This window comes from Streptomyces sp. NBC_01267, assembly GCF_036241575.1.
In the GTDB taxonomy this organism is placed as follows: domain Bacteria; phylum Actinomycetota; class Actinomycetes; order Streptomycetales; family Streptomycetaceae; genus Streptomyces.
The window spans coordinates 539,094-557,420 of sequence record NZ_CP108455.1; the positions used below are offsets into that span (position 1 = coordinate 539,094).

Below are 18,327 nucleotides of genomic sequence, written 5' to 3' on the forward strand. Positions count from 1 at the left end.
GCCCGTCCGGCGCCGTTGGCACGCCGACAGTCCGGGCGGCGCCCGGGAGACAGCCCGCGGGAGAGGGAGTCACTGATGCACTGGAGAGGGATGCGACGCGGCGGGAGGCTCGCCCTCGCGGCGCTGGCCGCCACGGTGGCGGCGACGGCCCCGGCGCTGGCGGACGACGGCGTCCCCCGCGAGGCCTGGCACACCTGGAGTCCCGCGGGGCCGCAGCGCGACGAGGAGCTGCGCGGGGTGGCGGCCCGGGGCCCGGCGGACGCGTGGGCCGTGGGCTACCGGGAGAACACCACGGGGGTGGACGTCCCCGTCGCCGAGCGTTTCGACGGGCGGGCCTGGCGGGCGACGTCCGTGACCGGCCACTCCGGTGCCGGTCAGCTGGACGCCGTGCTGCCGCTCTCGGGCCGCGACGTCTGGGCCGTCGGGACCTGGAACGACGCCCCCGCCGCCCAGGACCGCTCGCTCGCCGAACACTTCGACGGCCGGGTCTGGCGCTCGGTCCCGCTGCCGCAGGAGCCCGCCGACAGGTCGGCGTATCCGTCGGCGCTCGCCGCCGTACGGGCCGACGACGTCTGGGCGGTCGGGGTCACCGCGGAGGACCGGGTAGGCACGCCGCGCCCGCTGGCCTACCACTGGGACGGCCACAGCTGGACGTCCGTCCCCACCCCCGGCACCGGCGGCGACGCCATGCTCCAGGGTGCGACCGCCGACGGGGCGGGCGGGGTGTGGGCGGTCGGGGTGGCGTACGACGCCCAGGGGGCCGGACGCCCGCTGACCGAGCACTGGAACGGCCGGTCCTGGCGGATCGTCGACGCCCCGCACACCGCGGGGCAGGGCGAGTCGCTGACCGCGGTCACCGCTGTGGCACCGGACGACGTCTGGGCGGTCGGCGGCGGCGGTCCGGCCGACGGGACCTCGCACCCACTGGCCCTGCACTGGGACGGGCGCAGCTGGACGTCCGTCGCCGTGCCGAAGGCCGACGCGAATCTGCACGCGGTGTCCGCGGACAGCCGCGGTGGGCTGTGGGCCGTCGGTGAACAACAGGGCGTGGACACACCGGCGTTCACCATGCGCTGGAACGGCCGGGCCTGGCGCATCGTGCCCGCCGCCACCGGACCGGACGGCAAGGGAGCCTCACTCTTCGGCGTGACCACCGTCCCGCACGCCCGGCCGGGCGGCCCCAGCGCCTGGGCGGTCGGCTCCACGCTGCCTCGGCTGCAGCCGACCTGGCACCCGGTGATCGAGGGGTTCGGCGCGGCTCCGACCCCGACGAGCTGACGGGGTCCGGCACCGCTCCGGCCTCGCCGGGCCGACGGGATGACGGGATGACGGGATGACGGGGGTGACGTCGCGCGCCGCGGGCGGAATCCGGCGGCGCGCGACGTGCACCGGGCCGTCCGACGTGCTCACGAGTGCTCATGCCGGGCCGTGCGAGATGCTCACACCGGGCGGTGCGAGGCGGACTCCAGCTCCGTCAGTGCCAGAACGAGCTGTGGTCCCACGTGATCCCGGCTCCACTCCCGCTCCTGCGGCCCGGCCTCCCGCGGCACCACCTCCACGAGCATGATCAGGTAGAGGTAGCAGCGGTAGAGCGCCAGCCGGGTACGTACCGAGACGCCGAAGTGCACGGGGCCGCCGGACTCCGCGTACCCGGCCAGGAAGTCCTTGTCGTCCTCGATGTTCCCGAAGAGCGCCGGAGAGACGAAATCGGCGACCGGATCGCCCCAGAACATCCGCTCGCCGTCGATGACACCGCTGAGGCTCCGCTCCCCCGCCGCCCCGTCGAGCAGCAGATTGCCCTGCCAGAGATCGAAATGGACCAGGGCGGGCCGGGTGACGTCGTCGAGTACGTCCGACGCGCCCGCGAGGACCCGGCGGATCTCCGGCACCGGACGCGGCAGCCGGGCCCCGTACCGCTCCGCGTCGGCGAGCAGCGCGTCCGTCATCGAGGTGAAGGCCTCGCGCCAGGTGGCCGCCAACGGACCCAGGGGCTCGGCGGGATATCCGTAACCGGGCCCGGTGACCGTGTGGAGGCGCCCGGTCAGCCGTCCCAGCCGGCGCCGGAGGCGGCTGCGTTCTCCGTCCGGCATCCCGGCGTCGCACTCGTGCCAGGGGGCGCCGGGGCGCGCGGTCATGATCACGTGCCGCCCCGCGGCGGCCTCCGGATCGAGTTCGCTGTGCACGACCTCGGGGACCGCCGGGTCCAGTCCGGCCGCCGCGGTGTAGAAGGCGATCTCACCCTTCAGCAGATCCCGCTCGTAGCTGAGCCCGGCCGACCCGGCGGGCGGTATCTTCACCACCCAGTCACGGCTGTCGACGAGCGTGACGCGGAAGACGGTGTTGTACGTGCCGCCGGCGAGCGGCTCGCAGCGTACCGTCCGGTCCTCCGCCACCCCGGCCGCCCCGAGAGCGGCGACGACCCTCGTGAGCGCATCCGCACGGTGTCCGGTCAATTCTGTTCCCCCTCGATCCATGACGGCGGTTCCGGCGTACGCCGCCGTCCGTCCTCGCCGTCCCCCGCGCCCGGCCGGAGCCGCAGCCCGTACTCCTCGACCGCAACTGCCCGGCGCACGGCCGCAGTCGGCTCCCGCTCGCGCATCATCGTAGACAGTCCGGTCACGACCGGCCGGGGGATGCCCGCACAGACCATCCAGCAGACGTCCGGCAGCCGGGTCACCGCGGGGCGGCCTCCCCGTCCGGGAGGTCCGGCGCGGTCACCGCAGCGACCGCCGGCGCGTCCTGGCGGCGCCACGCCGTCCGGCGCACATGACGGAAGGCCCCTGCCCGGGGCGCGCCGGACGGCACACTGTGCTTCAGCCAACGGGAAGGAGCACGGTGATGAACCACCCCACCGACAGCGGCGAGGACGGTAACAGCGGATACGGGAAGAAGCCGTTCAAGCGGTCCAGGAGCCACTTCGCGGACCGCATCACGGCGGACGGACGGGACGGCTGGCCGGTCGAGGCGGGCCGCTACCGGCTGGTCGTCAGCCTGGCCTGCCCGTGGGCGAGCCGTGCTCTCGTCTCACGGCGGCTGCTCGGTCTGGAGGACGCGCTCTCCCTCGGCGTCACCGACCCGATCCAGGACGACCGGAGCTGGCGCTTCACCCTGGACCCGGACGACCGGGACCCCGTGCTCGGCATCCGCTTCCTCAGCGAGGCCTACGACGCGCGGGAGGCGGACTACCCGGGCGGGGTGAGTGTGCCCGCGATCGTGGACGTACCCAGCGGGAAGCTGGTCACCAACGACTTCCAGCAGATCACGCTGGACCTCGCCACCGAGTGGACGGCGCTGCACCGGCCCGGCGCGCCCGACCTCTACCCGGAGCGGCTGCGCGGTGAGATCGACGAGGTCGTCGAGGGCATCTACCGCGATGTCAACAACGGGGTGTACCGAGCGGGTTTCGCGGCCGGGCAGAGCGAGTACGAGGACGCCTACCGTGCCGTGTTCCGGCGGCTGGACCTGACCTCCGAGAGGCTGGCCGACCGTCGCTACCTGGTGGGTGACACGCTCACCGAGGCGGACATCCGGCTGTTCACCACGCTGGTGCGGTTCGACGCGGTGTACCACGGCCACTTCAAGTGCAACCGGTCGAAACTGACCGAGGACCCGGTCCTCTGGGCGTATGCGAGGGATCTCTACCAGACGCCCGGCTTCGGCGACACCGTCGACTTCGACCACATCAAGCGGCACTACTACGAGGTGCACAAGGGCATCAACCCGACCGGCATCGTGCCGGTCGGCCCGGACCTGTCGGGCTGGCTGACCCCGCACCACCGGGAGCAGCTGGGTGGCCGCCCGTTCGGGGACGGCACCCCGCCGGGGCCGGTGCCACCGGGCGAGGAGATCGGCGTGGCCGGGCGTCCCCCGCGGCGCTGACCCGCGCGGCCGGTCCGGCCACCGGAAGGGCGAGGAGTGACGGGTCCCGGCACCGGGTGAGGTGCTGCCGGAACCCGTCACTCTTCGCGCGCTCCCAGCGAGCGTCCGGCGGACCGTGCGGTGAGAATCGAGCAGTGACGAATTCCCAGAAACTCGATCATCTCGCTCAGGTGACGACGGGCTGGGTCGCGCGCGACCTGAGCTCTCCGCACGGCCGGCTCAGGGATGCGCTGATCAACTGGCGCCAGGCCTTTCCGCCTTCCTTCACCACCGACTCGGCCGGTGCCAGCACCGCGAGGATGGTGATCGCACCGCCGGGCCCCGCACGTCCCGAGGACGCGATGCTGCTCCATCTGACGCGTGCCGAGGCGGACCGCCTCATCGGCCTGCTGCACCAGGACACCACGCACCAGTTGGACGGGCGCGCCGGGGTGTCCGTCCAACTGGGCGTGCGCGGCTGAACATCCGGGCGGTCGGGCACGGTTCCCGAGTGCGGGCGTACGGGATTGCCGGGTTACGGAAGCTTGGGCTGCCGCGTGCGGGCGGGCGTTAACATCCCATGTCAGCCCGCAGCCCGTCCGCAGGAGGAAACGTTGTCCTCGCCCTTCGCCCCCGGTGTCGTCGCCGATACGGCCCGCCTCGTCCGCGACGCGGCCGACGGGCAGCGCGGTGCGTTGTGGCGGCTCACCGACCCGGCGCGCCAGCTGGACTCCAATACGATCCGCCTCGCGCCGGGCACCGGGGTCGCCGGACATGTCGAGCCCGATCTGGACGTACTGCTGTGTGTGCTCGACGGCGACGGACAGCTGGAAACGGCAGAAGGGCAGCAGGAGTTGCGGCCCGGGACACTCGCCTGGCTGCCGCGTGGCGTCCGGCGCGCCCTGACCGCCGGCCCCGGGGGGCTCGTCTACCTCACCGTGCACCGCCGACGCGCCGGTCTCTCCATCGCGTCGCCCGCAGGGGAACGTGCGGGCGGCGAGGCACCGTGTCTGCTCCACCGGGTCTGTCCCGGCTGCGGCCGGCTGACCGGGGAGTCCGAGGCGCGCTTCTGCAGCCGGTGCGGTGACGAACTTCCCACCGGTTAAACCCCTTTCGGGAAATCCCACTTCAGCCGGTTTCCGGTCCTGACAGAAGCATTCCCGTTTATGTTGCTTGACATGTCTCCGTCGATTCATCGCAGGCTGCGAGGGTCCGGCGGAGAGTCATCCCCACAGGAGGACATATGTCAGGTCAACGGTTCAGACGCCTTCCGCTCCGCCTGCGCGCCGCACTGCTCGGCATCACCGCCGCGGGTCTCGCGCTCACCGCGGCGGGCGGTACCGGCAACGCCGCCGCGGCCGGTTCCGATTCGCTGCCGCTCTCCGGCGCCACCGGGTCGGGCCTTCACAACACTTACGATCCGGCCACCTTCCCCTATCTCGCCCAGGCCCTGGACACCGGCACCTCGATGATCGAACTGGACGTCTGGGACGACATCGTCACCAAGGAGTGGAAAGTCAGCCACTCCAACCCGCTGGGCAACAGCAACAACTGCGTGAACGCCACCACGCCCGACCAGCTCTACAGCGGTGGCGCGAACAAGGACCTGGAGAGCTGCCTGGACGATGTGCGGGTCTGGCTGGCGGCCCACCCCGGGCACGCGCCGCTGATGATCAAGCTGGAGATGAAGGCGGGTTTCCAGAACAACCTCGGCCTCGGGCCCGCCCAGTTGGACCAGACCATCAGCGCCCACCTCGGCTCCGCCGTCTTCCGCCCGGCAGATCTGCTCGCCAAGCCGGACGGCGGGGAGTACGCCACCCTGGACGAAGCGGCCACCGCGGGCAACTGGCCCACGCGCGCACAGCTCGCGGGCAAGGTGATCCTGGAGGTCATTCCCGGCACGGTCGAGGAGAACAACCCCACCGACTCACTGTGGACGGACCGCGAGTACGCGGGGTACCTGCGCGACCTGCACACCGCCGGGCGGACCGCCCAGGCGCAGGTCTTCCCCGCGGTCCACAACGCCCAGGCCGGGGACCCCCGGTCGCGGTACACGGATGCCTCGCTCCGTCCCTGGTTCGTCCTCTTCGACGGTGACGCCGCCTCCTACGGCTCCATCGACACCGCCTGGTACGACACGCATCACTACCTGCTGATGATGACCGACGCACAGAACGTCGCACCCGCACTGGACGACAAGAACCCGGCCGAGGCCGACGCGCGGGCCCGCGTGGCCCAGCTCGCCAAGGCCCACGCGAGCATCGTCTCCAACGACTGGACCCTGCTCCCCCAGGTCCAGTCGTCGGCCCTGCCACGCGGCTGACCACCGGTCCGCGCCTCCACGAGGGGCGCGGACCACGGGGCACCCCGCCACCCGGCCCGTTCCGGTTCGACCCGTTCCGGTTCGACCCGATCCCCTCCGGTTCGACCTCCAAGGATTGGCAATGGTCTAGTCCAAGTCGTTGACGCGCACCCGACAGCACTCGATTCTGGCGGCCCCTCCCTCACTCAGGAGACCGTCGAATGAAACGCATCCGTGCCCTGCTCTGCGGAGTGGCGACCGCCGCACTGGCCGCCGCCGGCCTGACCGCGCTCACCACCGCCCAGGCTTCCGGCGCCACCACCGGGACCACCGCGCTCAGCAACCGGTGGTACGCCGCCGCGCCCTACCTCATGCCCACGGACAACAACCCGCCGGACGCAGGCGCGATCATGGACGCGACCGGCCTGAAGGCGTTCCAGCTCGCCTTCGTCCTGGCCCCCAACGGCGGCGGCTGCAGCCCCACTTGGGGCGGCACTTCGCCCGTCTCCTCGGACACGGCGGTGGGCTCCGTCATCAGCGCGATCCGGGCCAAGGGCGGTGACGTGTCCGTCTCCATCGGCGGCTACGGCGGCACCAAACTCGGCCAGGCCTGCCCCGACGCGGCCTCGACCGCCGCCGCCTACCAGCAGGTCATCACCAAGTACCAGCTGAAGGCCATCGACTTCGACCTGGAGGAGCCGGAGTACGAGAACACGGCCGCCGTCGCCCACGAGATCGGCGCGGCAAAGATCCTCCAGCAGAACAACCCGGGCCTCTACGTCTCGGTCACCACCGCGGGCACGGCCGACGGCACCGGCTGGTTCGGCAAGCAGATGCTGAACGAGGCCAAGGCGCAGGGGTTCACGCCCAACAACTTCTCGATCATGCCCTTCGACGGCGGCTTCAGCGGAGCCGCCGCCCAGACCAGCGCCCTGACCAACTTCAACGCCATCCTCCAGTCGACCTTCGGCTGGAGCGCCGATACCGCCTACGCCCACGAGGGCTTCTCCGGCATGAACGGCCGCAGCGACACCGGCGAGTACTTCCGGCAGGCGGACTTCCAGACCGTCCTGGACTACGCCACCAGCCACCACATGGACCGCTTCACCTTCTGGTCGCTCAACCGCGACCGGGAGTGCAGCCCGCCGGACAACGGCACCACGTCCGGCACCTGCAGCAGCGTGCCGCAGTCGGCGTGGGAGTTCGCCAAGTACGCGGTGACGTTCGCCGGGGCCACACCCCCCACCACACCGCCGACGACCCCACCGGTCTCGACCTCCCCCACCCCTCCGGGCGGCTCGTGCAGCGCCGCCGCCTGGAGTGGCGCCACCGCCTACACGGGCGGCAACCTGGTCTCGTACAACGGACATACCTGGCAGGCGCAGTGGTGGACCCAGAACGAGGAACCCGGCGCCACCGGCGGTTCGGGCGTCTGGCGGGACCAGGGAGCCTGCTGACACCGCACGGCTGAAAGCATCGAACCATCCGGGAAATGTCCCGCCGGGTCACTTGTCCCAGTGGGACATTCTCAGGTGTACGGTGAAGACATGAACGATGAGGGACCCGGCCAGGACCGGCGTGGCCGCAAGGCCCGCCGGACCCGGGAAGCGCTCGCGGAGGCCGCCTGCACCCTCGTGTGCGACCGTGGACTCAAGGCCGTCACCGTCGAGGACATCGCCGACCGCGCCGACGTCACCCGCCGGACGTTCAGCCGCTACTTCTCCAGCAAGGAGGACGCGGTACTGGACTCCGTACGGGCCGACGGCGACCGGATCAACGACGCCCTGCGGTCCCGGCCGGCCGACGAGCCGCCGTTGGTCGCCTACCGCAACGCGGTCGACGACTGGCTGAGCGACGACGCGCACCCGGCCTGGCACCGGCGGCCCCGGATCTTCGAACTCATGCGGATCGCGGACGGTGAGCCGACGCTCTACGCGGCTTTCCAGCACATCCGCGTCGAGGCCCAGGCGGATTCCATCCGCATCCTCGCCGCCCGTATGGGTGTCGACCACGAGCGCGATCTGCGCCCAGCCGTTCTGGTGGGTGCCGGGGCAGGTGCTCTGGTGGCCGCCCAGGCGGCCTGGGTCCGGAGCTCCCGCGAGGACGCCCTTCCCGGCATCGTTCATGCCGCGTTCGCCGCTCTCGCCGGCGAACTGCCGCAGGGGTGACCCCGCTGCGGCGCACTGTACGAAAGGAACACACGCACCATGAGCAACACCACCCCCACAGCTGAGTTCACCGGCCGGACCGCACTGGTCACGGGCGCCGCGTCCGGCATCGGCCTCGCCGTAGCCCGCCGGCTCGCCGACGGCGGCGCCGCCGTCGTCGTGGCCGACTACAACGAGGAAGGCGCCCGCGAGGCCGCCGCCGAGCTGGAGAAGTCGGGTGCCCGCGCCACCGCGGTCGCCGTCGACGTCACCGACCCCGCCTCGGTGGAGCGCGCGGTCCAGCACGCCGTCGACACCTTCGGCGCACTGCACCTGGCCGTGAACAACGCCGGGATCGGCGGCCCCAGCGTGCCCACCGGCGCCTACGAGGTGGCCGACTGGCAGCGCGTCATCGACACCAACCTCAACGGAGTCTTCTACTCGCTGAAGTACGAGCTGCCCGCGATCCTGGCCGCCGGTGGTGGCGCGATCGTCAACATGGCCTCGATCCTCGGCACCAACGGCTTCGCGGGATCGCCCGCCTACGTCGCGGCGAAGCACGGCGTCGTGGGACTCACCAAGACCGCCGCCCTCGAATACGCGGCGCAGAACATCCGTGTGAACGCCGTGGGGCCGGGCTTCATCGACACCCCGCTGCTGCGCCACACCGACAACCCGATGCGCGAGCAGCTGATCTCGCTGCACCCCGCGGGCCGGCTGGGAACAGCTGAGGAAGTGGCCGAACTGACGGTGTTCCTGCTGTCGGACCGCGCCTCGTTCATCCACGGCAGCTACCACCTCGTCGACGGCGGCTACGCCGCACGCTGACCGGATTCACCGCAGGGTCCGGGTACGGGGACCGGCGCCTGCCGCACAGTTGAGGAGCACACGATGAAAGCAGTTCAGTACCGCACGGTCGGCGCCGCACCCGAGGTCGTCACCATCCCCGATCCGGAGCCGGGCCCTGGCCAGGTGCTGCTGAAGGTCACCGCCGCGGGCGTCTGTCACTCGGACTTCGCCGTGATGAGCCGGCCCGCGGACAGCTTGCCGTACGACCTTCCCCTCACCCTCGGGCACGAGGGCGCCGGCACGGTCGCCGCGCTCGGCGCCGGGGTCACCGGCCTCACCATCGGCGACCCGGTCGCCGTCTACGGTCCGTGGGGCTGCGGCAACTGCGTCAAGTGCGCCGAGGGCAAGGAGAATTACTGCCTGCGCGCCGATGAGCTGGGCATCCGTCCGCCCGGACTCGGCGCTCCCGGCGCGATGGCCGAGTACATGATCGTGGACAGTGCCCGCCATCTCGTACCGCTCGGTGGCCTCGACCCGGTCAAGGCCGTCCCGCTCACCGATGCCGGTCTGACGCCGTACCACGCGATCAAGCGCTCGCTGCCGAAGCTCACGCCCGGGACCACCGCGGTGGTCATCGGCACCGGCGGGCTCGGGCACGTGGCCATCCAGCTGCTGCGCGCGATGACCGCCGCGCGGGTCATCGCCCTGGACGTCACCGAGGACAAGCTCGCGCTCGCGAAGACGGTCGGCGCCCACGAAGCGGTGCTCTCGGACGACAAGGCCGCGGCGGCGGTCCGCGCGCTGACCGGCGGGCTCGGCGCCCAGGCGGTCTTCGACTTCGTCGGTGTCCCGCCCACCGTGGCGATGGCCGGCGCGATGGCCGGTGTGGAGGCCGATGTCACGCTGGTCGGGATCGGCGGCGGCACGCTGCCCGTCGGATTCGGGGCACTCCCCTTCGAGGTCTCGGTCACCGCGCCCTACTGGGGCTCGCGTTCAGAGCTCACGGAGGTGCTCGACCTCGCACGCGCCGGAGCGGTGGACGTCCACGTGGAGACGTACTCCATCGACGAGGCGCCGCTCGCCTACGAAAGGCTGCACGCCGGAAAGATCAATGGCCGGGCGGTCATCCTGCCGCAGAGCTGAACACCACGGTGGAGCTGCTCAGCATGGCCAGCAGGGCAGCTCCCGAGGGGAGACCCTCCCATTGAGCGGAACGGAAATCACCGTGGCTCCCGCCCTGCGTATGCATCACCAGGGGGCCGCGGTGGTCCGCTTCCGATTCGGCCACCGACGGTACGAGTGAGGGAACGGCGCGCTGCATCCGCAGCGCGTCGACCGACTCGGCGAGCAGTTCGTACTCCGTCGTGTCGTCGTGGATCGCGAACCGCATGAGGCCGCCGCCGGCCAGCACTTCGGCGGCCTTTCGCTGCGGTCCCGCACCGTCCCGCCAGGCACGGAACGCCCCTGGCACGTCGGGCGCGTCCGCCGGCAGCTCGAACAGGGCCCGCGCCGGGAGACCGGCGCTGTCCGGACGGGGATCCAGCCGCTCCGAGATCCAGGTGGCGCGGTCCCGCAGCCACCACAGGGCCAGCGGCAGGGTGGGTGCCCGGTACGTTCCCAGTGGCACACCGACGCGCCGACCACCGCAGACACCGTACGCGGTGACGTGGCACAGGAATTCGTCGTGCACAGCCACTCCCCCAGGGCAGTTTGCGGCTAGGCAGTGAACGCGGTTCATTGGCTGATCAGGAATGAATCGCACAGAATTCAACCTTCTCAGTCAACGAGTATCTTCTCTCCCAGCCCATTGTCACCATGTGGTTCTGGCCATATCCCCGGCATATCCAGCGCCCGGCATGGCCGAAAAACAGTGACCCCTCGGATGCCGTCCGGCGCACGGACAGAAGTGCCCCGACTGGTCGGGGGAGGCCAGCCGGGGCGGTTTCGGGGCGGATACGGACGGCGTCGCCGTCGTACCCACATAGGGATAAACGGTGAACAGTGCCGGAACGTTCCGGCTTCCGGCACATTTCCGGATGTGAGCTGCGGCACTCTGCCGGACGAGGTCACCGGAGCGGCCGGACGGCCCCGCCGTAGCGGCGCTCGAAGCGCTCCACCCGGCCCGCGGTGTCCAGCACCCTGGCCCTGCCGGTGTAGAAGGGATGACTCTCCGACGAGATCTCCACGTCGACGACGGGGTACGTGTTCCCGTCCTCCCATTCCGTGAACTTCGCGGAATCGACCGTGGAACGCGCCAGGAATGCGGAGTCCGCGGCACGGTCACGGAAGACGACCGGACGGGAGACGGGGTGAATACGAGACTTCATGCGAGATCCTTCCTTGGTGCGAGCCAGTCCTGAGCACTAATGATTGTCGTTTCCATTAGTGGATCCACCCGTACAACACAGCGGACCACGCCCGAATTCCCCGCCCCTCCGGTCGGCCTGGGGCATATGCCAGAAGCACCACCACATCGAGTGTCGCCAATTCCCTTACAGGCTGTCGCGGGCTGTGCAACAGTCGTAACGGTCCATCCCGCAGCCCTGGCCGCGCCGCGCCCGTATCGGAGTACGTCATGCCGTCCCATGTGTTCGCGGACCGTCCCGCCCCGCAGCCACCCGAGCGGGGCGCGGTCGACGCGCTCATCACCCGGACCCGCCGACTGCGCGGTGACATGGACGCCGTGCGGCGCGACGCCGTGGCGGACGACGACAACGTCCAGGGCCGCTGGCAGCGGGCCCTGTGCGACCTGGCCGTCCACCATCTCGACGATCTGGGCACGCATCTGGGCCAGCTCAAGGAAGGCCTCCCGGCGGACGGGATGGACGGACTGGCCGACGAGATCTCCGGGAGTGGCGCCTTCGCCCACCCGGTGACCGACCAGCCGCCCGGTTCGCTGCTCAGCCGCGTCGGCAGCGCCGACTGGGACCTCCTCACCGACGAGGTCAGCTGGTCCGACGAGCTGTACCAGATCTTCGGGCGCCCGCCGGAGAGCGGACCGCTCTCACTGGACGAGCTCCCCTCCGTACTGACGGCCGAGGACCAGCCGCGGCTCATGGCGATGGTCACCGACTGCCTCGTCGACGGAAAGCCGATCGACGGGGAGTTCCGGATCGTGCGGCCCGACGGGACGCCCCGGACCCTGCACATGATGGGCGAGCCGGTGCTCGACGGCGACGGCTGCACCGCTTCCATGTGGGCGGTCCTGCGGGACGTGAGCGACCTCCGGCGCAGCCAGCTCACGGTACGTGAGACGGAGGACTCCCTCCAGCGCCGGCAGCACATCGCCCGGACGGAACGCCAGGTCGCCGTCGAGCTCCAGGAAGCCGTACTGCCGCCCTGGCGCGGCTCGGTCCAGCTCCCGCAGGACGGACCCGCGACGCTCGACCTGGCGGCGCACTACCTGCCGTCCGCCGCCCACACCCTGATCGGCGGCGACTGGTACGACGCGATGGAACTCCCCGACGGGCGCTCGCTGCTCACCGTGGGCGACCTCACCGGCCACGGGGTGAGTGCCACCTCCGGGATGGCGATGATGCTCGGTGCGCTGCGCGGTCTGGCCGTGGCCGGCATCGACCCCGGCCCCCTCATGGGCCACCTCAACCAGCTGCTGGAAACGTCCGCGCAGCCCGCACTGGGCAGCGCCCTCTGCTGCCGGTACGACCCGGCCGCACGGACCCTGGTCTGGTCGCAGTCGGGACACCCCGCCCCCCTGCTGTTCCGCGGGGGAGCGGGGTGCGCGCTGACACCTCCGAGCGGCGTGCTGCTCGGAGCCATGCCGGGGACCACGTACGGACAGGCCGTCGAGCAGCTCCACGCCGGGGACGTGCTGGTCCTGCACACCACCGGACTGACGCCGCACGGCGCCCCGGACGAGCCGGTCCCGGACGGGCTGCTCGCACTCGCGCCCCGGTTCGCCGACGCCGGTACCGCACAGGAGTGCATGCGGCTGGTCATCGAGGAGTGCGGCCACACCGACCGTCGTCAGGACGACGCGTGTGTGCTGGTCGCCCGGGTCGGCGACCACTGACCGGTCAGCCTCTTCGGCCGGTCACCCGTGCTGTTCCTGGTCGCTCTGCTCCATGAGCTACGCTTCCGCGCTCCTGGGGCGCTTCGCCTGCCTGGGCAGCGCGAGTTCGATCTCCTCCCGAAGGTCCTGGATGGTCCGGTGGTTCGCGTACTGCCCGGTCAGCCGGTACATCTCGCGCAGCCGGTCCCAGGTGCGGTGCGAGGAGGTCTCCCCCATCGACACCAGGGCGAGCCGGGCGTACCGGTCGGCCTGTTCCGGGTCGTCGGAGATGAAGCACGCCGAGGCCAGGGAGATGTAGTCGAAGATCTTCGAACGCTGGCGGCCGTTGATCCGCAGCTCCAGCGCCCGCTTGGCGTGGCGCTGCGCGGTCGTGGCGGCGGAGGGTTCGTGCTCGGCGAGCGTACGGAAGGCCAGGGCCTGCATGCCGTGCAGATCCGCCTCGTCGAACATCTGCATCCAGCTCGGCGCCTCGTCGCCCGGATCCGACACGAACAGTTCCTCGGCCTCGCCGAGGGTGCGGCGCATGGCCTGGCCGCGGCCCATCGAAGCCTGCGCCCAGGCCTCGATGGTGTGCAGCATGGCGCGGGTGCGCGGCAGGGTCTGCTCGCCGGAACCGTCGTGCGCGAGCTTCATCAGGTCCAGTGCGTCGTCCGGCCGGCCGAGGTGGACCATCTGACGGGCGGCCCGGGAGAGGGCCTCGCCCGCGCGCGGCCGGTCGCCGCCCTCGCGGGCCGCGTGCGCGGCGATGACGAAGTACTTCTGGGCCGTGGGTTCGAGACCGACGTCGTGGGACATCCAGCCCGCGAGGACGGCGAGGTTGGCGGCGACACCCCACAGGCGCCGCTGGAGGTTGTCGGGGTGGCGGTAGGAGAGCATGCCTCCCACCTCGTTGAGCTGTCCCACGACCGCCTTGCGCTGGAGTCCCCCGCCGCGTGAGGCGTCCCAGGCCCGGAAGATCTCGACGGAGTGTTCCAGCGCCTCGATCTCCTGCGACCCGATGGGGGCGGCCTCGTAACGGTCGAACCCGGCGGGCTCGGCGTGCAGGGGATTGCCGACACGTGGGGCGTCGGAGGAGAGAGCCGGATCGGTGTGGAGCCAGTCGTGCATGGCGCTGCTGAGTGCGGATCCTGCGGTCAGCGCAGCGCCTGCGCCCACCAAGCCGCGTCGGTTGAGCATGAGGTCCATTCCCGTGAATTCGGTGAGGACCGCTGCCGTCCGTTCTGGCGCCCAAGGGAGGCCGTCCGGATTCGCTGTCTGTTCCGCGCTCCCGACGGCCTGCCGTTTCCCCGCGCGCCCAGGCCGTACGAACCCGAGGTCCTCGATGGTCACGACACGACCGAGCCGCTCGGTGAACAGGGCTGCCAGCACCTTCGGTACAGGATCACGCGGGCTCTCACCCATGTCGATCCAGCGCCTCACCCGCGAGGTGTCGGTCGCCAGCTGCTGGTGGCCCATCACGGCCGCCTGCCGGTTCACGAGTCTCGCGAGTTCGCCCTTGGACCAGCCGGCCAGGCCGAACAGGTCTGCCAGGCGGGTGTTGGGTTCTCCGGTCACGTCAAGCCCCCAGGTTCTCGGCTGTTCCGACAGTAACCGCCTGTCAGATGCGTTGCGACTATTCGCCAGGGTTCGCCAGGGTCCGCCACATGGTGTGCCACCCACGCGCCGGTGTCAGGTAGGAACGCGCCACCCCGACCCGGCGGCCGACCGTACTCCCCAGGGTATGTACCGGCCGCCGGGGCGGGCAGCACACGTAACTCGTCGGCACACGAAGGGATCTGTATCCCCATGTACACAGCATCGTCCTCCGTGTCCGCCCCACCTCGGCCGCACCGCACCCTTCCGGCCGGTGGCGGACCGTACCTCGACCCTTCCCAGGCCGCAGCGGCGCTCGGCACCGGCAGGGTCCGGCGGGCAGCGGGACCGGGTACCCAACCGCTCAGCGGGAGACTCGACTTGTCCGGTCCCCAGGGCGCGCAGCTGCGTATGGCGATCGCGTCGGTGCAACGCATCTGTCCGGAGTTCAACCCGGTGCAGATACTGCGCCGAAGCGGGCGTTCGGTACTGCTCGTCGGAACAACCGGGCGTGCTACCGCAGTTGCCAAGTGTCTACTGGACCACTCCCCCGCCTGGTCGGAAAGCTTCCGCCACGAAATAGCTACGTATCGCACTTTCGTCCGGCACCGTCCGCCGGTCCGGGTGCCGAGGCTCATCGCCGCCGACCCCGAGAACTGCACGCTGGTGATCGAGCGAATGGCCGGACGGGCGGCGGGGCTTCAGCGCCACCCGGTGGAGGCTCCGCCCCGCGCGGACATCCGGGCGGTGCTGACCGCGATCACCCGGGTCAACGCCTGGCGACCGCCGAGCGGGCTGTTCGGTCAGCCGCTCGACTACGCCTCACGGATCTCCCGGTACCACGAGCTCGGTCTCTTCACGGACCGGGACCTGGGGGATCTGCAGAAGCTGCTGCACGGTCTCGCGCACTCGGGCGGGCGGCAGGGGACCGGGGAGTTCTGCCACGGTGACGCGCTGCTCTCCAACATCCTGCTGTCGCCGACGGGTCCCGTCCTGGTCGACTGGGAGCACGCGGGCTGGTACCTGCCCGGGTACGACCTGGCGACGCTGTGGTCCGTGCTCGGCGAGGCCCCGGTGGCGCGGCGGCAGATCAGTCAGCTGGCGCAGTCCCGGGGACCGGCGTCCAGGGACGCGTTCCTGGTGAATCTGATGCTGGTGCTGACCCGCGAGATCCGGACGTACGAAACGGCCGTCCAGCGCACCATGCGCGAGGCCGCCCCGACCGGCGCGGGCCACCACAGCCAGTCAGGGCTCCTGTCCCACGGCGAGGAGCAGCGTCTGCTCCTGCGCCGTCTGCACGACGACTGCGCCCTGGCCCGGCGGGCCGTGCGCGCGGCTGTCGGCACCCGCTGAGCCGCGGGGGGGCGCGGCCGGATCCAGCCGGATCGCGAGGGGGACGCGTGGTGCGCGCCCGGTGCCGACACACCGGGCGCGCACCACGCTGTTCCGCGCCCTCCGCCCGCAGGAGCAAAACCCCAGTTCAGTGCGTACGCACGATGTCGACGTCGGACGCCTTGACGAAGGCCACCCGGTGACCGATCTGCACGGTCACGTACTTCGTCCCGCCGGGGAAGTACGTGTGGTCGTAGGGGTAGGACGAGTCGATGGTCGGGGCGTAGTAGTAGCCCGTCGGGGCCTCGCCACCGCCCGGGTACGCCTGGCCCTGCTTGATCGTGTACTGCAGGGGGGTGCCCAGGTGCGCCGCGGTGAAGTCCGCCGGGTACTCGCTCTTCTCCGGGTAGGCCACGCCGTACACCGGCACATCGGTCCTTCCCGCCTTCGGCCGGACCACGTAGCCGCCGGTCGGTGTGGTGGTCCTGGTGTGCTCCGGGCTCCGGAACCAGGCCTTCTGTCCGTACCACCAGATCGCGGTCCAGCCCGGCTTGCGCTCGGCCACGACGGCCTGCTGCGACGCGCTGATCTTGCTTCCCCAGTCGGCGATGCAGTTGGTGCCGGCCGAGCCGTCGGTGTGCAGCCCGGGGTCGGAGAAGAGCGGGGCCTTGGTGGAGGGCTCGGTGTACAGGGGCACGGCGCTGGAGGGCTGGGCCGGGAGGTCGATGTTCTTCTCGCAGTCGCGGAAGGACTGGATGTTCTGCTTGAACACCGGGCTGACGGTGACCAGTTGGCTCGTGGGTCCGGCGGTCGGGACGGTGGGTCCGCCCACGAGGGACATGAAGTAGTCCCAGTCCCAGAACGTCCCGGGGTCCCAGTGCATGGCCGCGGCGCCCGCGGCGCTGGTGGGCGGAACGTTGTCGTGACCGATGATGTGCTGGCGGTCCAGCGGGATGTCGTACTTGGCCGCGAGGTACCGCACGAGCTGCGCCGTCGACCGGTACATCGCCGGGGTGAACCACTTGGCGCCCTCGGTGGCGACGCCCTCCTGCTCGATGCCGATGGACTGCTGGTTGATGTACCAGTTACCGGCCTGCCAGGCGACGTCCTTGTCCTTGACCATCTGCGCCACATGACCGTCGGCGGAGCGGACCACATAGTGGGCCGACGTCTGGTTGTGCGGGTCCTGGAAGATCTGCAGCGTCCTGTCGAAGGTTTCCTCGGTGTCGTGCAGGACGATGTACTTGATCTTCCCGGTGTGCGGACGGTCGGCGGTGTCGTAGCTGCCGTACGTCTCCTTGTCCGCGGGATCGCCCGTCTGCTGGTAGGCGGCGGGGACCCACTCGCAGTCGAGGGTACGGGGACACTCCGGCCGGCTGTCCTGCGTGCGGGCCTCTGCGGCAGGGCTGAGGAGGGCGAGGCTGAAGGCGCTCGCGGCGGTCAGCGCGAGCGCGAGTCTGATCCTCTGCTGGGACGTCATGACAGCCCTTCTTGCCGGGAGTTGCGCCGTGGTGATCTCTCGAACGGTATGGGCGCACTCTCGGACCTGAGGTGAAGGCGCGTCAAGAGCGCCGCACAAGAAGGCTGTTGAAACAGTTGTCCAGACCACTGGCATGGCCATTGACCTGCGAAGAAGGAGGAACAACCAGGCTCTGACGGAGGCGGGTCCGGCCGGTTCCGGCGGACTTCCGGGTACCGGGAGCGGGGCCGGTCAGCCCTGCTGGAACATCTCGGCGGGCAGCGGCTTCAGCAGCGCGTACAGGTCGTCGGTGATCGGCCGGTCCCAACTGGCGATCGTGACAAGGACGTTGTCGCTGCGGTCGAACTGGACGCAGGAGATGCGGCTTTCGGAGAGCTTCAGGCGTCGCACGATGAGGAGGTTGTCACCCTGCATCACCGGGGTGTCCTCGGTGTCGAGCACCTCGATGGGCTCGTCGTTCTCCAGCGCCGCCAGCAGCTGCGCCACCTCGAAGGGCACCTGCCCGTCGGTGAGCTCCCGGGCCGGGGAGCCCTCCGGCAGATTGCCGATGATCATCGCGGGTCCACGGCCGCCGAAGAGGTCGTACCGCAGGAAGACGCCCTGGCAGCTGCCGTCGGGAGCGGGAAGCAGTCCGGCGCCGAGATTGCCGGGCCAGTCACCCGGGTCCATGGCCAGGACATCGAAATCCGGGCCCGCGGGAGTGGCGGCGCTGCGGCGGCGGAGGAAGGACATGCAGCCATGGTACGTGCCCCGGGCGGTCCGCCGAAGCCGGGGCACCCGGGGCCGCACCCGGTGGATTCACTGCCCGCGCCGCCCC

17 protein-coding genes and 1 pseudogene are annotated in these 18,327 nt (G+C 70.9%); 11 read left to right on the plus strand and 7 right to left on the minus strand.

Translation table 11 applies throughout. The features are described 5' to 3' along the window. Nucleotides 1-75: 75 nt before the first annotated feature. Nucleotides 76-1,278: a hypothetical protein gene (locus OG709_RS02650; protein WP_329164638.1), complete on the plus strand. Its 1,203-nt coding sequence runs from the start codon at nucleotides 76-78 to the stop codon at nucleotides 1,276-1,278. A 161-nt stretch (nucleotides 1,279-1,439) separates the two neighbouring features. Here the strand turns inward: OG709_RS02650 and OG709_RS02655 are convergent, their stop codons facing one another. Both OG709_RS02655 and OG709_RS02660 read right to left on the minus strand, forming a co-directional pair. Then, nucleotides 1,440-2,453, minus strand: coding sequence for a phosphotransferase family protein (locus tag OG709_RS02655; protein ID WP_443068527.1), 1,014 nt, complete (start codon nucleotides 2,451-2,453; stop codon nucleotides 1,440-1,442). After that, entirely contained in the window at nucleotides 2,450-2,677 is a 228-nt protein-coding gene (locus tag OG709_RS02660; protein ID WP_250300207.1) for a hypothetical protein, read from the minus strand. Before OG709_RS02660 ends, OG709_RS02655 begins: the two co-directional genes overlap by 4 nt. A 161-nt stretch (nucleotides 2,678-2,838) precedes the next feature. On the opposite strand from OG709_RS02660, the gene OG709_RS02665 reads away from it, so the two are divergent. From OG709_RS02665 to OG709_RS02700, 8 genes are all read left to right on the plus strand, one after another. Beyond that, nucleotides 2,839-3,879: a glutathione S-transferase family protein gene (locus tag OG709_RS02665; RefSeq protein ID WP_250300208.1), complete on the plus strand. Its 1,041-nt coding sequence runs from the start codon at nucleotides 2,839-2,841 to the stop codon at nucleotides 3,877-3,879. Between the two features lie 134 nt (nucleotides 3,880-4,013). Beyond that, a complete protein-coding gene (locus OG709_RS02670; RefSeq protein WP_266644439.1) occupies nucleotides 4,014-4,340 on the plus strand; it encodes a hypothetical protein in 327 nt (108 codons plus the stop codon). 132 nt (nucleotides 4,341-4,472) lie between these two features. After that, nucleotides 4,473-4,964, plus strand: a complete 492-nt coding sequence (locus OG709_RS02675; RefSeq protein WP_250300212.1) for a cupin domain-containing protein — start codon at nucleotides 4,473-4,475, stop codon at nucleotides 4,962-4,964. Between the two features lie 137 nt (nucleotides 4,965-5,101). Continuing rightward, the gene (locus tag OG709_RS02680) at nucleotides 5,102-6,181 is read left to right on the plus strand and encodes a phosphatidylinositol-specific phospholipase C domain-containing protein (RefSeq protein ID WP_329164640.1); all 1,080 of its coding nucleotides are present in this window, start codon (nucleotides 5,102-5,104) and stop codon (nucleotides 6,179-6,181) included. 200 nt (nucleotides 6,182-6,381) lie between these two features. Next, complete coding sequence (locus tag OG709_RS02685) at nucleotides 6,382-7,617, plus strand: carbohydrate-binding protein (RefSeq protein ID WP_266644436.1); 1,236 nt, start codon at nucleotides 6,382-6,384, stop codon at nucleotides 7,615-7,617. 90 nt (nucleotides 7,618-7,707) lie between these two features. Then, the gene (locus OG709_RS02690; protein WP_326695382.1) at nucleotides 7,708-8,328 is read left to right on the plus strand and encodes a TetR/AcrR family transcriptional regulator; all 621 of its coding nucleotides are present in this window, start codon (nucleotides 7,708-7,710) and stop codon (nucleotides 8,326-8,328) included. Between the two features lie 39 nt (nucleotides 8,329-8,367). After that, entirely contained in the window at nucleotides 8,368-9,135 is a 768-nt protein-coding gene (locus OG709_RS02695) for an SDR family NAD(P)-dependent oxidoreductase (RefSeq protein ID WP_266644434.1), read from the plus strand. Between the two features lie 63 nt (nucleotides 9,136-9,198). Continuing rightward, nucleotides 9,199-10,239 (plus strand): NAD(P)-dependent alcohol dehydrogenase, encoded by a 1,041-nt coding sequence (locus OG709_RS02700; protein ID WP_250300223.1) that lies wholly within the window; start codon nucleotides 9,199-9,201, stop codon nucleotides 10,237-10,239. Between the two features lie 139 nt (nucleotides 10,240-10,378). Here the strand turns inward: OG709_RS02700 and OG709_RS02705 are convergent. Continuing rightward, nucleotides 10,379-10,786: pseudogene (locus OG709_RS02705) on the minus strand (hypothetical protein); the annotation flags it as partial. A 376-nt stretch (nucleotides 10,787-11,162) separates the two neighbouring features. Further along, nucleotides 11,163-11,423 (minus strand): type B 50S ribosomal protein L31, encoded by a 261-nt coding sequence (locus OG709_RS02710; RefSeq protein WP_329164644.1) that lies wholly within the window; start codon nucleotides 11,421-11,423, stop codon nucleotides 11,163-11,165. 248 nt (nucleotides 11,424-11,671) lie between these two features. On the opposite strand from OG709_RS02710, the gene OG709_RS02715 reads away from it, so the two are divergent. Then, nucleotides 11,672-13,126, plus strand: a complete 1,455-nt coding sequence (locus OG709_RS02715) for a PP2C family protein-serine/threonine phosphatase (protein ID WP_329164646.1) — start codon at nucleotides 11,672-11,674, stop codon at nucleotides 13,124-13,126. 57 nt (nucleotides 13,127-13,183) lie between these two features. Here OG709_RS02715 and OG709_RS02720 read toward each other — a convergent pair whose 3' ends face one another. Beyond that, entirely contained in the window at nucleotides 13,184-14,680 is a 1,497-nt protein-coding gene (locus OG709_RS02720; protein WP_250300229.1) for a DNA-binding protein NsdB, read from the minus strand. Nucleotides 14,681-14,911: 231 nt separating this feature from the next. Here OG709_RS02720 and OG709_RS02725 point away from each other — a divergent pair, with 231 nt between their 5' ends. Next, the gene (locus tag OG709_RS02725; RefSeq protein WP_250300231.1) at nucleotides 14,912-16,051 is read left to right on the plus strand and encodes an aminoglycoside phosphotransferase family protein; all 1,140 of its coding nucleotides are present in this window, start codon (nucleotides 14,912-14,914) and stop codon (nucleotides 16,049-16,051) included. A gap of 127 nt (nucleotides 16,052-16,178) precedes the next feature. Here OG709_RS02725 and OG709_RS02730 read toward each other — a convergent pair whose 3' ends face one another. Together OG709_RS02730 and OG709_RS02735 are read right to left on the minus strand one after the other, a co-directional pair. Further along, nucleotides 16,179-17,510 carry an N-acetylmuramoyl-L-alanine amidase gene (locus tag OG709_RS02730; protein ID WP_329164648.1) on the minus strand — a complete coding sequence of 444 codons (1,332 nt, stop codon included), beginning with the start codon at nucleotides 17,508-17,510 and terminating at the stop codon, nucleotides 16,179-16,181. A 231-nt stretch (nucleotides 17,511-17,741) separates the two neighbouring features. Beyond that, the gene (locus tag OG709_RS02735; RefSeq protein ID WP_250300233.1) at nucleotides 17,742-18,242 is read right to left on the minus strand and encodes a hypothetical protein; all 501 of its coding nucleotides are present in this window, start codon (nucleotides 18,240-18,242) and stop codon (nucleotides 17,742-17,744) included. Nucleotides 18,243-18,327: the final 85 nt, after the last annotated feature.